The 16,540-nt window shown below is 60.4% G+C and carries 15 protein-coding genes; 7 read left to right on the forward strand and 8 right to left on the reverse strand.

Features of this window, described 5'->3' with window-relative positions:
* Positions 1–107 precede the first annotated feature (107 nt).
* Entirely contained in the window at positions 108–281 is a 174-nt protein-coding gene (locus NLK60_RS07890; protein ID WP_254810337.1) for a hypothetical protein, read from the forward strand.
* A 6-nt stretch (positions 282–287) separates the two neighbouring features.
* Here NLK60_RS07890 and thrC read toward each other — a convergent pair whose 3' ends face one another.
* A complete protein-coding gene (thrC, locus tag NLK60_RS07895) occupies positions 288–1,484 on the reverse strand; it encodes a threonine synthase (RefSeq protein ID WP_254810338.1) in 1,197 nt (398 codons plus the stop codon).
* 333 nt (positions 1,485–1,817) lie between these two features.
* On the opposite strand from thrC, the gene NLK60_RS07900 reads away from it, so the two are divergent.
* A complete protein-coding gene (locus NLK60_RS07900; RefSeq protein ID WP_254810339.1) occupies positions 1,818–3,605 on the forward strand; it encodes an HU family DNA-binding protein in 1,788 nt (595 codons plus the stop codon).
* Positions 3,606–3,657: 52 nt separating this feature from the next.
* On the opposite strand, the gene pcp is transcribed toward NLK60_RS07900, so the two are convergent.
* Positions 3,658–4,293: a pyroglutamyl-peptidase I gene (pcp, locus tag NLK60_RS07905; protein ID WP_254810340.1), complete on the reverse strand. Its 636-nt coding sequence runs from the start codon at positions 4,291–4,293 to the stop codon at positions 3,658–3,660.
* A 92-nt stretch (positions 4,294–4,385) separates the two neighbouring features.
* Between pcp and NLK60_RS07910 the strand changes: the two genes are divergently transcribed.
* Positions 4,386–4,913, forward strand: a complete 528-nt coding sequence (locus NLK60_RS07910; protein ID WP_254810341.1) for a GNAT family N-acetyltransferase — start codon at positions 4,386–4,388, stop codon at positions 4,911–4,913.
* Between the two features lie 151 nt (positions 4,914–5,064).
* Here NLK60_RS07910 and NLK60_RS07915 read toward each other — a convergent pair whose 3' ends face one another.
* Positions 5,065–6,363 carry an RNB domain-containing ribonuclease gene (locus NLK60_RS07915; RefSeq protein WP_254810342.1) on the reverse strand — a complete coding sequence of 433 codons (1,299 nt, stop codon included), beginning with the start codon at positions 6,361–6,363 and terminating at the stop codon, positions 5,065–5,067.
* A 93-nt stretch (positions 6,364–6,456) separates the two neighbouring features.
* Positions 6,457–6,741 (reverse strand): DUF7562 family protein, encoded by a 285-nt coding sequence (locus tag NLK60_RS07920; RefSeq protein WP_254810343.1) that lies wholly within the window; start codon positions 6,739–6,741, stop codon positions 6,457–6,459.
* A gap of 104 nt (positions 6,742–6,845) precedes the next feature.
* Here NLK60_RS07920 and NLK60_RS07925 point away from each other — a divergent pair, with 104 nt between their 5' ends.
* Positions 6,846–7,325, forward strand: a complete 480-nt coding sequence (locus tag NLK60_RS07925) for an RNA-binding protein (protein ID WP_254810344.1) — start codon at positions 6,846–6,848, stop codon at positions 7,323–7,325.
* Between the two features lie 133 nt (positions 7,326–7,458).
* Here NLK60_RS07925 and NLK60_RS07930 read toward each other — a convergent pair whose 3' ends face one another.
* The gene (locus tag NLK60_RS07930; RefSeq protein ID WP_254810345.1) at positions 7,459–8,181 is read right to left on the reverse strand and encodes a DUF1028 domain-containing protein; all 723 of its coding nucleotides are present in this window, start codon (positions 8,179–8,181) and stop codon (positions 7,459–7,461) included.
* 97 nt (positions 8,182–8,278) lie between these two features.
* Entirely contained in the window at positions 8,279–9,841 is a 1,563-nt protein-coding gene (locus tag NLK60_RS07935; protein ID WP_254810346.1) for a S8 family peptidase, read from the reverse strand.
* 183 nt (positions 9,842–10,024) lie between these two features.
* On the opposite strand from NLK60_RS07935, the gene NLK60_RS07940 reads away from it, so the two are divergent.
* The gene (locus NLK60_RS07940) at positions 10,025–10,381 is read left to right on the forward strand and encodes a cell division protein SepF (protein ID WP_254810347.1); all 357 of its coding nucleotides are present in this window, start codon (positions 10,025–10,027) and stop codon (positions 10,379–10,381) included.
* 281 nt (positions 10,382–10,662) lie between these two features.
* Here the strand turns inward: NLK60_RS07940 and NLK60_RS07945 are convergent, their stop codons facing one another.
* Positions 10,663–12,849 (reverse strand): elongation factor EF-2, encoded by a 2,187-nt coding sequence (locus tag NLK60_RS07945; protein WP_254810348.1) that lies wholly within the window; start codon positions 12,847–12,849, stop codon positions 10,663–10,665.
* 194 nt (positions 12,850–13,043) lie between these two features.
* Between NLK60_RS07945 and NLK60_RS07950 the strand changes: the two genes are divergently transcribed.
* Complete coding sequence (locus NLK60_RS07950; RefSeq protein ID WP_254810349.1) at positions 13,044–13,877, forward strand: DUF5781 family protein; 834 nt, start codon at positions 13,044–13,046, stop codon at positions 13,875–13,877.
* 259 nt (positions 13,878–14,136) lie between these two features.
* On the forward strand, positions 14,137–14,265 hold the full coding sequence (locus tag NLK60_RS19510; protein ID WP_256530398.1) for a DUF7503 family protein: 129 nt from the start codon (positions 14,137–14,139) through the stop codon (positions 14,263–14,265).
* Positions 14,266–14,364: 99 nt separating this feature from the next.
* Here the strand turns inward: NLK60_RS19510 and NLK60_RS07955 are convergent, their stop codons facing one another.
* Entirely contained in the window at positions 14,365–16,506 is a 2,142-nt protein-coding gene (locus NLK60_RS07955; protein WP_254810350.1) for a hypothetical protein, read from the reverse strand.
* Positions 16,507–16,540 lie beyond the last annotated feature (34 nt).

Here is a 16,540-nt window from a genome sequence, read left to right on the forward strand (position 1 = left end):
TCTCGAGGTCCGTGCAAACGAGTAACAGCGAGGTGTGCTTTCGCTAATCGTATCGACCCATCAATACTTTTGTGCTCGAGGGAGAATCGGCACTCGAGAAGCCCTTCATGATTCATAGGTTGGTGAAACGGGTTCGAGAGTGGCTTGCCGTCGAGGATCCCGAGGGCCGGATCGAAGGCTCTGGTGAGGCGATCACGTCACCTCAACATCGCCGATCACCCGAAGCGGAGGCCGAACTCGAGCGATTACAGGAGGCTGCCGAGGAGACCGAACGGACGTGAACGAAGTCAGGTCGAAAAGACGGCATCAAGGGCGTCGCGAGTGCTGACTGTCGACTCCGGCTCGGTACCGCCGCCTCCGTAGCCCCGCCCCGTCAGGACGCCGGCGACACGGTCACCTGGCTCGAGGGATCCTGACTCACACAGCGTCGTGATCGCTGCCAGCGTGGTCGCCGACGATGGTTCGACCCGCATACCGGCGGTTGCGAGTCGGCGCTGAGCGGCGAGTATGGCGTCGTCGTCGACCGAAACGACCGAACCGCACGTGTCGCGAACGGCGGCGAGTGCACGCGTTCCGCTCGGTGGATCAGCGTTCGCAATCGAGTACGCCACCGTGACATCAGGATCGTCGATCGGTGTCACAACGTCGTCGTCGGCACGATAGGCGCGAGCGATCGGATCACAGGCCGCGGCCTGCACGAGGTACAACGCGGGAAGGTCGGGACATAACCCGCCAGCGCACATCTCGAGCAGTCCCTTCCAGACGGCACTCGCGTTCCCCCCACTGGAAACGGGGAGGACGATGGCATCGAGATCGGACACCGCCTCGAGGAGTTCGAACGCGAGGGTTTTCTGGCCCGCCACGCGGGACGGCACGTCCGAGTTACAGACCGTGACGCCGTGACGAACACCCAGTTCGAGGACGTCGTGGTAGAGCCGACCGTAGTCACCGCGCACGCGAACGATCTCCGGGTCGAACGCGCCCATCGCGACCAGGCGCTCGCTTGCGATGTCTTCGGGGACGAAAACGGTTGCCTCGAGGTCGGCCGCGGCGGCACAAGCCGCGGTGCTCAGCGCCATATTGCCGTGGGAGACGGTCGCGATTCGAGCGGGTTCGGTGGTCGTTCCCTCGGACGAGCCGTCGGTCGCACGCTCGAGTGCGACCCCGACACCGACGGCGCTTCCCCGGTCTTTGAAACTGCCCGTCGGATTCCGCCCCTCGTCTTTGAGCCAGAGGTCGAGACCCGTCTCCTTGCGGAGGGTTGGAACCGAGAGCAAGGGCGTCACCCCTGGCGCGAGATCGCCAGCTGGCCGGTCGACCGGGAGGGCGTCACGATACCGCCAGATCGAACCCGCCGGTCCACCGTCCGCCGGCCACGCCTCGAGCGGTCGAACCGGAAACCACAGCGGCTCACCGCAGTCGCATCTTGCGCGTGGTTGCTCGGTCATTCGGTCGCAGGCATAACAGCGGCGCTCGAGACCCATACACACACCAGCGAGGCGAAGCAACAAGGCTGTCACGGTGGACGGGCGACGGGACAGTTGTACGAAGGCGTGTCCGGTGACTGCTGAGCGGCGTAAACCAACCAATACATCTACAATAGTAAATAGATTGTATTGTGATAATAGAATTGGTATAAAGAGTGATTTACTATTAGACCCATATTAAATATCAGTTAGTCATCTACTGTTACGGCACACGACCTCGAGTTACCGACGACGTACGGTTCGAGACGGGAGCCGGTCTTCGAGCCGTCGTGCAGATTATTTATCAGAATTGCGATACACAGATATTATCCAGACGCTTCAAGAACAGAGATGATTCGGGGGACTACCACACGAAACCGACGAGACTCGCAGGGAACGGGGACGACGCGGCGGGCACTGCTCGCCACCGGCGGAGCCCTCGCAATGGGAAGTATGGCAGGCTGTGTCGGGCGAATTGCGAGTGCAGCAACCAATACGATTGCCACACCGGCGATCCACTACGGCGGCGGGGCCGGAACGGTCGCCCTCTCGTATGACGACCCCTCGAACCGGGCACTCGAGGCCGACCCGAGCACCGTCATCTCGCTCGTGGGGAGCGTCGATGGGAGCGTCGGCCCCGTGTCGGGGTCGGTGGACCTCGAGGGCTGGTTCACCAATTCGAGCACGAAAGCCCAGGATTACAACTCCGTTCGCTCGAACAAACGCAGGAGCGAGTACCAACCGGAACCAGGCGACCCGGTAGTGGACGTGCTCGAACGCGAGCGTTCACTGCTCGAGACAGTCGGTTCCTGTCTCGAAGCGCTCGAGGACCGCGACCGGGCGGCGGCGACACGGGCACTCGAAACGATGGCAAGAACGATCGACGAGATACAGGAATTGATCGAAAGCTGTCCGGGAGACGTCTGTAAAACGGTTCGCGAGCATGCAGATACCCGACACCTCGGGACGCGACGGGCCCAAACGGCCCTGGAAGACGGTAACTGGGACGAAGCAACCGAGGAAGTCGAAGCCGTCAAAGACGTCGTCGAGGGCGATATCGTCCTCCTCGAGGCGACGCTCGAGCCCGCTGCCGACGAACTCGCGCCCGTCGATGCGGCCGTCTACGAGTATCTGGCTGGCGACCCAACGGTAGGCGAGCGATTCGTCTTCTCACTGCCAGCTGCAAGCGTCCCCGGCGGCGGCCCGGCTCTGGCCGACTCGCTCACCCCCGGGCGGGTGCTTTCCGGACTGGCTGACGATGGACGAAGCTGTGCTCAAGACGACAATACGCTCTACTGTTGGGGGAATAACGAGCGAGCCGCCCTGTCGTCAGTCATCGACCCGGACGGGAACGCCGAGCGTGGCGTTCGGGCAACCACGACCCGAGATGGCGTTTGCGTGACCGGCGTCCCCGCAGACGCCGACGGTGCTTCCTCCGTCCTCGCCGTCTCCCAGGAACGAGCATCGTCAGCTCACTTCCAGGCTCGCTCGAAGCGGAGAAACACGCTCGAGGAGTGGGGTTCTGAGACCGACAGCGGCGGTATCCGCGTTACCTCGACGTTCGTCTGTCCGGTCGCCGCCACGCCGCCAGGCTGTTCCGCCCCGATTCCCGCCCTGCTGTGGTTCACTCGTCTCACTCGAGGCGATCAGTGTCTGTACGCCGGTGGCTGGCTCATCGATGACGGCGCGCTGTACGCCGACTCGTGTACACTGCTCGTTGCCGACGGGCTACCAGAGGTACTCGACGTGACGAGTGCCGATGCCGACCGACGGAACGCCATATCGGGTCGCCTCGAGCGCGAATTGAGTGCGCAGGGGTCGATGGTCTACGACGGCGCGGCCGGCTCCGACCTGCTTCGTCACTGCCCCGACGTTTTCCGTTCGGGGGAGGGCCTCGAGGAAATTACCACCCTTGCGGCGGCCTCGATCAGCAAGCGGAGTGCCCGAACCGGACGCAATCCCCAGACAGGCAAGGAGATTCAGATCGCCGCCGGAGTAGACGACGGTACCGACGGCGAAATCAGGTGTGTCTGTACGCACCTGCGGGGTCCGGTGTTACATCTCGAGGACGACAGCTGTTCGGCCGACGGGCGTCTTGATCGATGTGAACGAACGCTCCACGGACTCGAATCGGCCTGAACCGGGCATCGGCGAATTACCGCGGCGAACCGCCCTCCGACGTGCGTGAATACTACCGTAACGGGCTACTCTCCGCTGTGATCGCCGTCTCGATACCGACCTCGAGACCTCGAGCCATCGTCTCGAGGGACATACTCGGTTGGGTGTCCTCGCGCGCCGCGGCCCCCTCGTGGCTGAACGGGACGTGAACGAATCCCGACCGGGCCTCGAAATCGGTCGTCTCGACGTGGTGGCGGGTCGCGTAGAGGATGTCGTTACAGAGATGAGTTCCCGCGTTGGTCGACAGCGTCGCCGGAATTCCGGCCTCGTTCATCGACTCGACCATTTCGCGAACGGGAACGGTCGCGAAATACGCGTCCGGCCCATCAGCGGTGACCGGTTCGTCGATCACGTCTCGGTCGTCGTTATCGGGCGTGCCGTTCGTATCCCGCAGATTGATCCCGACCCGCTCGAGTGAGAGCCCCGGTCGGCCGGCAGCGAGTCCCAGCGAGAGGACGATCTCGGGGTCGTGTCGCTCGAGTAACTCGAGCAGGGCAAGTCTGGCCCGGTCGAACGCGACGGGAAGTTGGCGGCCGACGATCGAGCCTCCGGCACACGTGGTGCCGTCGAGTCGCATCGCCAGCCGACTCGCGGGGTTGCGGTCGAACTCGCCGAAGGGTTCGTAACCGGTGAGCAAGATGGTCGTCATGCACCCCATCTTCGTGCCAAGTAGCAAGAATCTACGGTATCGGCTGTCAGGGCACCACAATCGGTTTACTCGAGGGGCACACACCCTCGGCCATGGAAACCGGGTTCGCCATACGCGAGGCCGACGCCGGCAACGCCGAGGCCATCCAGTCGGTCGCTCGAGAAAGCTGGCACGCCGCCTACGACGGCTTTCTCGGTGCTGGCACCGTCGACGGAATTATCGACGAGTGGTACGCCCTCGACTCCCTTCGGTCGTCCATCCGCGCATCCGAACACCACGTTTTCGTCGCAACCAACGGCTCCCCAACACGCGAGGACTCGAGACTCGTTGGATTCGTCCACGGCGGTCCCTGGACTGACGAGCCACGCATTGGCCACCTGATGCGGCTGTACGTCCGTCCGGACAGCTGGGGTCGAGGGATTGGGACTGACCTGCTCGAACGCGCCGAAATCGCACTCGAGGCCGACGGCTACGAGCGGTGTCGACTCGAGGTGTTCGCTCGAAACGAGGATGGCGTCGGTTTCTACGAGAGTCGTGGGTACGAACGGTGTGACGACGTCTTCGAAGAACTCGACGGAGCGTCCTATCGGGTGTTGCTCCTCGAGAAGAAACTCGAGTAGACGCGGAGAAACCAGTAGATGAGGAGTGATTAGCTCGTCTCGTGAGTCTCGCTTTTTGCGCCTTCGCCGCTCGGTACGCCCAGACCCCTTCACACCGTCTTGTCGTTCTCACTCTCTTCGCGGCTTTACCGCTCTGTACGCCGAGGCCTCCTCACAACGTTCGTTCGGCCTCGCTCTCTTCGACGACCTCGAGGCCACGGTTGTTGACCGCCTGCGCGTCGAGACCTACCTCCGAGAGGAAGCCTTTGTACTCGCGTTCGCACGTTTCGGCCGCCTTCTGTTTATCGCTCGCTCGGTCACACAGTTCGATCAGGTTCTCGGGGACGTCGTTCTGGTAGACGATCCAGTGATTGATCAGGTCGCTCAGTCGGCGAATCGGACTGGTGAAGTGGCCGTAAATCTCGAAGTTGAGCGCGTGGTGACCGCCGAACGGGTCGTTCATGTACTTCGCGCGCGGCATCACCTTCATGACCGCCCACTGGATCTTATCGAGTTGGCGACCAGGAGCCGTCTCGAGGGTCGCGTTGACGGCCTTTCGAGGGTCGTCCCACGTATCGCCGGGGATGGAAACACCATCTAGATCCTGAATCTCTTGCAGCGCTTTCGACCACTCGTCGGGCGTTGGCTGCGGGTGGACGCGATACATCGCCTCGACGCCTCGAGACCACATCAGTTCGTGCGTGACCGCCTTGTTCGCCTTGAGCATACACTCTTCGATGATGGTGTGAGCCCGGTCGCGGCTCGGATTGAGCACGAGCGAGCCGTCTTCCTTGCGGATTTCGTGCATCTCGTTGGCGACCTCAAAAACCAGCTTGTTCTCCTCGTGCAGCGGCGCGTCGGGGTCGTCGAGGCGGTTTTCGGCCTGTGAGTAGGTGAGTCGCTCGTCCGATTCGATGACGGATTTGTAGATGTCGATCGACTCGTAGGAAAGTGTCTCCTTGTCCAGATGCATCTCCACGGTGTGGGCCAGTCGCTCCTCGTTCGGCACGAGCGAGCAGACGGATTCCGCGAGCACCGGCGGCAACATGTGGATGGTGTACGCCGGCAGGTAGACCGTGTTCCCGCGCTCGACGGCCTCAGCCCACATCTTCGACTCGGGGTGGACGTAGTGGGTCACGTCGGCGATGTGGACCCAGAGGACGTACTCCTCCTCTCGCTCTTCGATCGAAAGCGCGTCGTCGAAGTCCTGGGCGTCGATAGGGTCGGTCGTCCACGTGGTCATCTCCCGCAGGTCCCGCCGATGCTCGAGTTCCTCGTCGATGTCGGCCTGTGGGTCCTGGGTCAATTCTCTGGCCTCCTCGAGGACGGGTTCGGGGAACTCGTCCCGGATTTCGAACTTCTCGAACAGTTCCTCGCGTTTGTTCTCGAGATGGCGTGCCATGTCCTCGGAAATCTGGACCGGGCCCTGCCCTTCGGCCGTGCCGGCTGCGGCCTGTGCGTCGTCGCTCATACCAGTGCCTACGAAAAGGAGTGCCAAAGACGTGTCGGGACGCCGGGCAGAACCCGTCCGGACCGCATCAATCTACCCGTATGAATATGATATTCAGGGACCCTCGAGCCGTTTCCGCTCGATCGCACACCGATATCGACGCAAAAACGCTTCCTGTGAGTGTTCGCCAGCCTCGAGGGCGACGAGCTGGTCCTCGAGCCCCCCTCTATCGGCGCGGCAGCGATCACGGTCACAGGGCTTACACAGGTACTCGAAGGTCTTCCCCTCGCGGTCCCAGCGATTGCCGTACTTGTCATATTCGCGCGCATCGGCCCGAGAGAGCCGGTTGCCACAGGCGATACAGGTGACCATCTCGGTTCGCCACCGCGAGAACCTCATACTCGAGCCATTATCGTGTGAGTACTTAGCATTTCTCACGACATTCGAGGACGACCACAACGAGAGACGGACGTTTTATACCGAAACCGCTCGTGCTGAGGAGTATGCAGGTCAAATCCCGACACCACCTTCGGAGCGACGTCGTCTCCGACATCGAGGCCGTCGTCGCTGACCGGCTGGGCGTGACCCTCGATGGCGACGCGTACGAGCGCGTCGAGTTCGAAGAGAGCGACTGGGAGGTCGTCCTGGTCGACGGCTCGCCCGAAATTGCCTACTTCGACGAGGAGCCGTTTCTCACCGTCCGCGGGGCGAACGTCTACGAACCATCTCAGCGCATCGTCACCGTCGACGCCGGTGCAGTCTCGTTCGTCTCCGACGGTGCGGACGTGATGCGTCCAGGTATCACCGAAGCCGACGAACTAATCGAACCCGACGACCTCGTGCTAATCGCTGAGGAATCACACGGAAAGATACTCGCAGTCGGCCGTGCGCGCGTCGGTGGCGACGACATGGTCGGCTCGGAGGGAAAAGTCGTCGACTCGCTACACTACGTCGGTGACGAACTGTACTCATTCTCCGGATAATCGCCCTCCCTCCGATGTTTTCACCATCTCGAGTGAAAGCGTAACCCATCCGAAAGCGAACGCGGCAAAATGACGGAAACGCACTTACGAGGGCTACGTTTGCGTGTCCGCCGCCTCGGTCGCTTCGCTCGAGTCAGCTTCCTTTTTCATCATCCTCACCCATCTCATCATCCTCGTAGGCGTCTTCGTACAGTTCGAGCGTCTTTTCGTAGCCCTCTACTGCCAGTTCGTACGTCTCCTCGAGGTCGACGATCGGCTCGAGGCTGGCGTCGACGCGCAGATTGTTGTAGAACGGCTCGAGTGCGGGCTCTTCGGTGGTTTCGACGCGCACAGCAGCGCTCTGGACCCGTAGCTCCTCGCGTTTGTCACCGCCTTCGGCCTGTCCGGCGGCGAGCGCGTCGACCAGTCGTTCGGCCAGCGGGGCGTCGCCGTCCCGTCCGTCTTCGTAGGCGTCTGCCGTCGCCTGGATCACCGACTCGCCGGTGAGCAGGTTCCCGGCGACGGTGAATCCCTCGCCCTCGAGGTGTCCGAACCAGTCTTTGCAGTCCTCGCCCGAGAACACGAACGTTCCCTCGCGGTCGACGCCGTGAAGCTGGCGGTTCGACGCCCCGTCGTCGGCGTTGAGCAGCGCCTCGAGGGCGTCCTCGACGGCGAGACCGTCGTCGATGTACTCGATTCCCTTGCGTCCGAGTTCGACGTTGACCAGACTCTGGGTCGCCACGGCCCCGTTCTCGCTCGCGAACGGACAGAGCGTGCCAACGCCGGGGAGCCGGGTCGTCACCGCGACGCCAAAGCGGTCGTGTTCCTCGCCGTCCTCGTTCTCGTAGGTCTCGTGAACGCAGATGCTGAACGTCACAGCCGGAGCCACGTAGCGAATCGTCAAAAAAGAGACCCTCTCGGCAGCCTGCCACGGATTTCAGAGCGAAATTCGTTCGAGGCCTGCCGGAACGTGATCAGTAGTCTTGCGTCTCGCTCGTCTCGTTGCCCGCTTCGTCGACCACCGTCAGGCGGACGCCGTCAGGATTGTCGCGCGTGCGAACCTCGTGTTCGCCCGAGGCACTCGAGCCACTGACTCCCGAACTGTCGCTGTCGAGGACGCTCGAGCCGTCGAGCAGTTCTGTCGTCACCGACGCGAGGTCACCGTCCTCGTCGGAGACGGCCCAGTCGACATCGGCGCGCGACCAGGGACCGCTCGAGCGAGTGGACACATCGAACTGGTCGATGACCGGTGCGTTGTCTCCAGTGTCACCATCATCGCCATCGTCGTCATCACCGTCGTCACCATCGTCATCATCTCCATCATCACCGTCGTCGACCTCGATCCCGAGCGAGTTAGCGACGTTCAACCGACCGGCGCCCTGCTCGTTGTCGTCGAGGCCGATATCCTCAGCACCGTCTTTGAGAACCTGTCGAACTTCGCTTCGGTCGTAACCGGCCGCAATGAGCGTCGCCGCTGCACCGCTAACGTGTGGGCATGCCATCGACGTGCCGGAGAATTCGGCGTAGTCGTCCCGTGGAATCGTCGACAACGTGTCGACGCCGGGAGCGGCGAGTTCGACTTCCGGCCCGGTCGAGGAGAAGTCCGCGAGGTCGTCGTTCTCGTCGGTTGCACTGACCGCGATGACTTCGTCGTGGGCAGCCGGATAGCCGACACAGTCGGTACACTCCCCGTCGTTACCCGCCGCCGCGACCTGCACTTTGCCCTGCTGGTCGGCGTACTGTACCGCGTCGTACACGACGTCGGATTCGTCGCCACCGAGACTCATACTGAGGACGTCGATCTGATCCTGATCGGCCGCCCACTCGATGCCAGCCGCAACGCCGTCCCAGGAACCGCCGCCGGAACAATCGAGCACCTTGACGGCGTGCATCGTCGCATCGGGTGCGACACCGAGAACGCCTTCACCGTTGTCCGCTGCCGCAGCCGTCCCGGCGCAGTGGCTTCCGTGATCGTTGTCGTCATCCCAGACCTCGAGACACTCCTCGATGGCGTTCCCGCCGCCGAATGGACCGCCGCCGCCACAGTCGGCGTCACACTCGGCGTCGTCGGCCGCCCAGCCCTCGCCAAGGTTTTCGGCGAGCGTTTCGTGCTCGGGGTCTATTCCCGTGTCGATAATCGCGATGTTCGCACCCTCGCCTGTTTCCCCGTCGTCGATAGCGACATCGGCGTCGACCTTCTCGATGCCGTAGGGTGTCGTCTGCTCGAGCGCGTGCATTCGGCCGTTTTTCTCGGCGTACCGGACGTTTGGGTTGTTCTCGAGCGCCTCGATAGCCTGCTCGGAGAAACGCCCGGAGACGGCCTTCCCGATGGAGCCGAAGTCGAGTTCGAACCGAACACCGTTTGCCCGCTTTTTGGCCACGTCGAAGTCGCTGCTTGCACGAAGTCCGATAATATACTCCGCGTCGTCCTGTGCGGCAGCCTGACCTGCAAGTGCTGTCGCTGCAACACCAGCACCGACGCCCTGCAGCAATCGTCGACGAGATACGTTGTCACGCGTCATGTTATTATCAACCACAGAGACTGCAACTATAGAGTATAATAAAAATGTTTTGGAACGAAGTTGCTAATATGAACGAATACCACCGAGTATCTAGTTAATATTTTTAACTTATAGTAGTTATAACACAACAAATGCACGCACCGAATCCGGTCACGTCTGACGCAAGAACTATACTCACTGCGCCGGACCAGTTACCCTATGGGACTGATGAGTAAAATTCTCGGCAGCGACCAGAACCGTAGCGCCGACGAATACGTCGAACTCGACCTCGACGACGTTTCCCCGGCAACCGGTGACGCAGCCATGTCCGTACACATCGCAGAAATCGGCGGCCAGGTCGACGCAATCGATATCAAAGACGCCGTCTACGACGGTGACATCGTCATCGCAGACATCACACGCCTGCGTACGAAAGACAGCACGACCGAACACATCATCGACGAACTCCGACAGGTCGCCCGAGAGGTCGACGGCGATATCGTCCAGAAAGGCGACGACCAGATTATCGTTACCCCGACCGGCATCAGCATCGGCCGCGAAAAGCTCGGGCAGTAACGAACGCTTTTTTGACGTATCTCTCGGTCAGACGCTCGAGAGCGGCCAGTTAGCTGGAACGTGATCCTGTGGACACGACAAGCAAGGGCTCGAGCGTGCAACAAGAGTGGTCAACCGTCTCGTATCGGACTCGTTTGATCGAAACGTCGGCAATTCACGTTCAACGAGCATCCCCCAACTGCGCGTTTACACGCATCTGGGAAGGCAACTCCTGCGAATCTTCGAGAGAGTAAACGAAACGGACGATGTTCGCCGAAATTGGCCAGAAGCGAAGTGAGACGCTACAGGTAATCGATCGCCGGCGGCAACTCGAGTTTCATGCCCTTGCGCTCACGAATCTCCATGATGGTTTCGCGCTGGAGCGAGTCGGACATGACCTCGAAGCCAGCGTTCTCGGTGTTCCAGGCGGCACGACCCTCGGTCGCACTGCGGATGTCACTCGAGAAGCCGATCATCTCTTCGACGGGCGCGATGCCTTCGACGACCATGAGGTCACCCTCCTGGTACATGTCGTCGACGCGGCCACGTCGGCCCTGGATCTCGCCGGAGGCGGCACCCATGTGGTCGTTTGGCACGTCGATTCGGACGTCCTGCATCGGCTCGAGCAGCTTGATGTGGCCGTCGATCAGCGAGCGGTGAACGGCTTCACGCGTCGCGGGGATAACCTGTGCCGGGCCACGGTGGATGGTGTCCTCGTGGAGTTTGGCGTCGTGCAGGCGGATGAGCGTCCCCTGAACGGGCTCGTTGGCGAGTGGGCCGTTGTCGAGGGCGTCTTCGAGCCCCTCGATGAACAGTTCCATCGTCTCGTTCAGGTGCTGGATACCTTTCGTGTCGTCGATGAGGATGTTCGTCCCGTGGATGTGCTCGACGTTCTGGGACGTGTCTTTGTCCATGCCGGCTTCTTGGAGCGCTTCACGGCGCTCGAGTTCGGGCATATCCATCGACGCCTCGCCGAGCTGGATCGTCTGGACGAGTTCGTCGCTAAGCGGGTGTGCCGAGATGTAAAAGCGGTTGTGACGGTTTGGCGAGATACCTTCGACCTCGTCACTCTCTCGCTGGACGGCCTCGCGGTAGACGACGATCGGCTCACCTGTGTTGACCGGAATCCCCTGGTTTGCCTCCATTCGCTGGGTGATGACTTCGAGGTGAAGTTCACCCTGTCCGGAGATCAGGTGTTCGCCGGTGTCTTCGTTGATGTCGATCTGGATCGTCGGGTCCTCTTTCGAGAACTGCCGAAGCGCTTCGATGAGCTTTGGCAGGTCGTCCATCGTCTTCGCTTCGACGGACTTCGTGATGACCGGCTCGGAGATGTGCTCGATGGACTCGAACGGCGTCATCTCGACGCTCGAGACAGTCGAACCAGCGATAGCATCGCGCAGGCCGGTGACGGCAGCGATGTTTCCGGCTGGAACACGTTCGACTTCCTCGCGTTCGCCACCCATGTAGATACCGACGGACTGGACGCGGTTTTTCCCGGCCGTTCCGGAGACGTACAGTTCCTGCCCTTTCTCGAGGCTCCCCGAGAACACACGGCCGGAGGCAATTTCACCGGCGTGTGGGTCCATGGAGATGTCGGTGACCATCAAGACGACTTCGCCGTCTTCGTCGACGAGTCGCATCGAATCCGCGAGTTCGGTCTCGGAATCACCACGCCAGATACGTGGGATACGACGGGGCTGTGCGTTGACTGGATTCGGGAAGTGCTCACAGACCATGTCGAGCACGACGTCCGACAGGGGCGTCCGCTCGTGGAGTTCCTGGCGTTTGTCGGCCTGCTCGAGGTCGATAATATCGCCGAAGTCCATTCCGGTTCGCTGCATCGACGGCATCGAGACACCCCACTTGTACAGTGCGGACCCGAAGCCGACGGTACCATCTTCGACCGAAACCGTCCAGTCATCGACGTCGTCCATCTCCTCGGTCATGCCGCGGATGAGGTCGTTGACGTCTTTGATGACCTTCAGGAGGCGCTCTTGCATCTCCTGTGGCCCTTCCTGCAGTTCCGAGATGAGGCGGTCGACCTTGTTGATGAACAGTGCCGGTTTGACACCCTCACGGAGCGCCTGACGCAGCACCGTCTCCGTCTGGGGCATTGCACCTTCGACGGCGTCGACGACCACCAGCGCACCGTCGACAGCGCGCATCGCCCGCGTCACGTCGCCACCGAAGTCGACGTGGCCTGGTGTGTCGATGAGGTTGATCAGGTGGTTCGTGTCGTCGTACTCGTGGGTCATCGAAACGTTTGCCGCGTCGATGGTAATCCCACGCTCTTGCTCGTCTTCTTCAGTGTCCATCGCGAGCTGTTGACCTGCCGTGTCGTCGGAGATCATACCCGCGCCCGCGAGGAGATTGTCGGAAAGCGTCGTTTTACCGTGGTCGACGTGAGCGGCGATGGCGATGTTCCGGATGTGCTCCGGGTTATCCATCAACCGTTCACATTCTTGAACGATCTTCTTACGTCGGCCCATATATCCACCTGTACCGGTAGCGGGGTCAAAAGGGTGCTGTTTCGTGTTCGCCGAAATCACCCGCTGTGACCGTCTCACACACCGCATACTCTCTCTCGAGTGAATGGGTACACGAAAACCGAATCTCGAGAGGGGAAGGCACCCTCTAGACGGGCGTAAAAGCCATACCCTGCGAGACCTTGGTATCTCATCACATGGACATTCGTATACAGGGTCCCGGCCCCAGCGCACCGTTTCTTGGAGCCCGAGACCTGTTCGAAACCGAACGGGACCTCACCCTGCCGGTGTACGTCCACCTGCGTGATGACCCCGACGAACGCACCTGGGCAGGCCACTACGACGACAGACACGTCCTGAACATCTCGCGGCAGGCTGCCTCGTCTGCGATGGCTCGCGAACTCGCGTTACACGAGTTTTCGCACATGGCACGCTACGAGGAATCTCACCCCTCGCACGTTCAACCCATCGAAGAGGCGCTGTACCTGGCACTGGCCGGCCACCGCGTCGAACGTCGCCGACTGACTCACTGTTACCAGATTGCCAATCACGCAAAGGACATCTACGCCGACGATATCACACTCGCCGTCGGTCCCGGCGAGAAACTACTCGCCTTCCTCGAGTCCTCGCTTGCAACGGCGGTTGCCGATCACGGATCGACAAACCCGGTTCGGGCCGGGAAAACGACCCGACTCACGCCAGCCGCCGATCCAAACATCACGGCCGTCAACGCCGCGTTTGCCCTGGCACTCGCGGAACGACACGATCTGCTCGAGGCCGACCATCGACTGTACGATCTGGCTCGAATCGCCGCCATGGACGCACCCGCTGTCGACCTGGACGCCTTCGTTCGGCAATTCCGGGACCTCAGCCACGACCCCGACGCAAGTACCTACCGACAGACGCTCGTCGAGTTAACTCGAGCGTACGTCCTGGATCAACCGCCCGGTTCGACACCAAAAGCTGAGCCGAATGGCAGCCGTGAAAACCGTCGCGGTGCGTCACGGGGCCCCAATACTGGAGCTGATTAGGGGTCATCTCGTTGTGGACGGAATAGTAGCCGGTGAAAGCCATTGTACACCCTATCGCAGGATGCCATCGCGGGAGGCATGAAAATCGTATCACTGGCAACGATAATCGTCGCACGTAATTCTCGCATCACCTTACCGTCTACTTTTTCTATATTTCTACTCGATTTAACTATTCCCCAATGTCGATGGTACTATACTTTCTATGTTTGATATATTTAAATAAATTCATTACGGGCTGGTACCATGTGCCATATGTACCATGACGGAACTTAGCGACTACCTGAAGAAGCACCCACGAATGATCGGCGTCCTGTTCACGGCCATGCTGTTGCTGTCCCAGGCTGGGACAGTTGCTGCCGGGAACGGAAACGCATACATCGGCCCCTAAAGACTACGTCCAAAATCACTGGTGAATTGTTCGGAATCACCGATGTCGTCTCTCGACCGTCTCGTTACTGAAGACGCGTTTCGATTGTGGGCATAGCGATCACACCCCTCCGTCGATCACGTCGTCCCCCCAGGAGAGTTCGCCATCGAACAATATCGGTATCTGTTCTAGCTCGAGAAACTCCGAAAGTTGGGCCTTCGTCGCTTCGAACGGGCCAACAACGTCAGGGCTCACAAAGTATGACCCAGTCGTATCCAGGTAAGGCATAAAGAGCACTCCTTTGCCCGAACTGGTGTGAGTATACATTTCCAGTTCGACGGTGAAGGCTCCGTTCGCTCGTTCTATCGTTGCCAGATTTGGAACTCCCGTTTCCGACTGTGCGATAGTGATGAGGCCGTCACCAACCAGTTGATACTGTTGACCGATGAGGCTTCGCTCTCGGGCGATCTCGAGGGCGGCATACAGCGGGTAGCCGCGGTTGAGCAACCGAGCCAGTTCAGTGCCCACGCTAATTGCACCACTATTGATGACGTCACCCAGCGTGACGACACCGCCAATACTTCCGCCTTCGACCAGATACAGTCCCTGATCGCGCGATTGGCACGCGTTGAGTAAAAACGCCTTGGCACCCACCGAATCTACCGTCGAGACGTCGAATATTCCATCCGAACACTGGAATCCCGATTCGTCGATGTGGCCGATGTAGTGGAATAGGTCGCTCTCGCGGGTGAGCACCGCCTCGAGTTCGTCTCTCGTTAGATCGTAGTGTTCGGTGACGGTGAACGGTAACGACTCACGATCGCCGTAGATCCCGTTGACCGCGTCGAGTTCTTCGCGCATTTCGGAGTCGTTACAGACCACTTCGATCTCGATCGGGTCCGATCTCGGTTCCCGCCCGATACTGTTATAAAACGCTGATACGGGTGTTGTGCTCTGGATATCGGGGCCATCTTGCCGTCGCCAAAATTGGCTAATCGTCGGTGGGAGATCCCCCGTGGATTCGTTCGTCGTTCCTTCGGAATGAGCCGTTGTCATCTCCGCATTTTCCACTTCCGATTCGCCCACTGTCGCCCCTGTTTTACTCTCGTCCGTCCCATCTTGACTCGAGCGAACGCCACGACTGAACGAATCGCGTGTAAACGTATGAATCGCTTGTTGATACTGTGCCGTCGATGAACTCGAGCGATCGGTCTCGGTCGTGACAATCGCGAGGCTCTTGGCGATAAACGGCAAGAACTCGATCGACGATGGGGTCGGTTTCAACTCGGCTTCGAGTCGCCACTGGGGAAGTTCTGGTTCGAGCACCTCGTACGGCGTTTCGAGGTACGTCTGCACCCGTTTGGCAGGCGACTGGTCGTACACCGTCGCTGGATCCCAGGATAGTTCGGGTTCGATAACCGATCGTGCATGCAAGGGAACGGGTGTCGTTCCCTCCGTTCGGACGATACAATCCAGGAAGAACACGTGTTTCAGCACGCGTTCGACCGTTTCCTCGAGATTCTCCGATTCCTCGAGAGGAAACGAAAACCCCGCTTCGGTCGTAATCGCTGGTTTGGCCCCTTCGACGACGGTCGCACCAAGATAGGACGCAAGCGGTGTCACGACAAAAACCGAAGCCAGGTCCGGTGGTACTGTTATACGAACGCCGGTTTCGGGGGGTGTGATTGTCTCAGGTACCGAGAGACACTCACCGAGTTCCAACGTTGGCGGATGGCCACGAAGCGTCGGATACGACCGTTCTGCAGTCGTCGTCTTCAGTGCCGAGCCGAACATCGTCACTGCCTGCATGAGGTCTGTGGGATCCTCGGTCGTCGTAATCGTCCCTGCAGGGCGAGTGTGATAGGATCGAGCCCCGATCACCGCTTTCGTCGATTCCTCGAATCCAATGTGGGTCCGTTCGGGGTCAAAATAGAGTTGAATCGAACTGTCGACGTCGATATATATTTTGAACGGGTTGGTCAGGTCGATCGTGTAATGGTCGGCCTCGAGGAACGTTTTACCTGACGGACCGATCCCCTCAACCATCGATCCGGTATCGTCTCGAATACAGGGCAAAGTGTTCGTTGGCAGCGTTATCATATCCGTCGTCACTGAGACGGCTGCGTCGACCGGGTACGGAATCGTATCGGATGGAACCGAGGTCGGCGCTACCGGATCGTGTGTGATGAGTTGACAGCGGTGACGTTCGATTCGATCGATAATCTCGAGGCCGTTCTCGACCGGTTCGAATGTTGGTTTCATATCTCGAGGATGTGGGGGCTTCAGCCGGGATGTG

It is taken from the genome of Natronosalvus amylolyticus (genome assembly GCF_024298845.1).
Taxonomy (GTDB): Archaea; Halobacteriota; Halobacteria; order Halobacteriales; family Natrialbaceae; genus Natronosalvus; species Natronosalvus amylolyticus.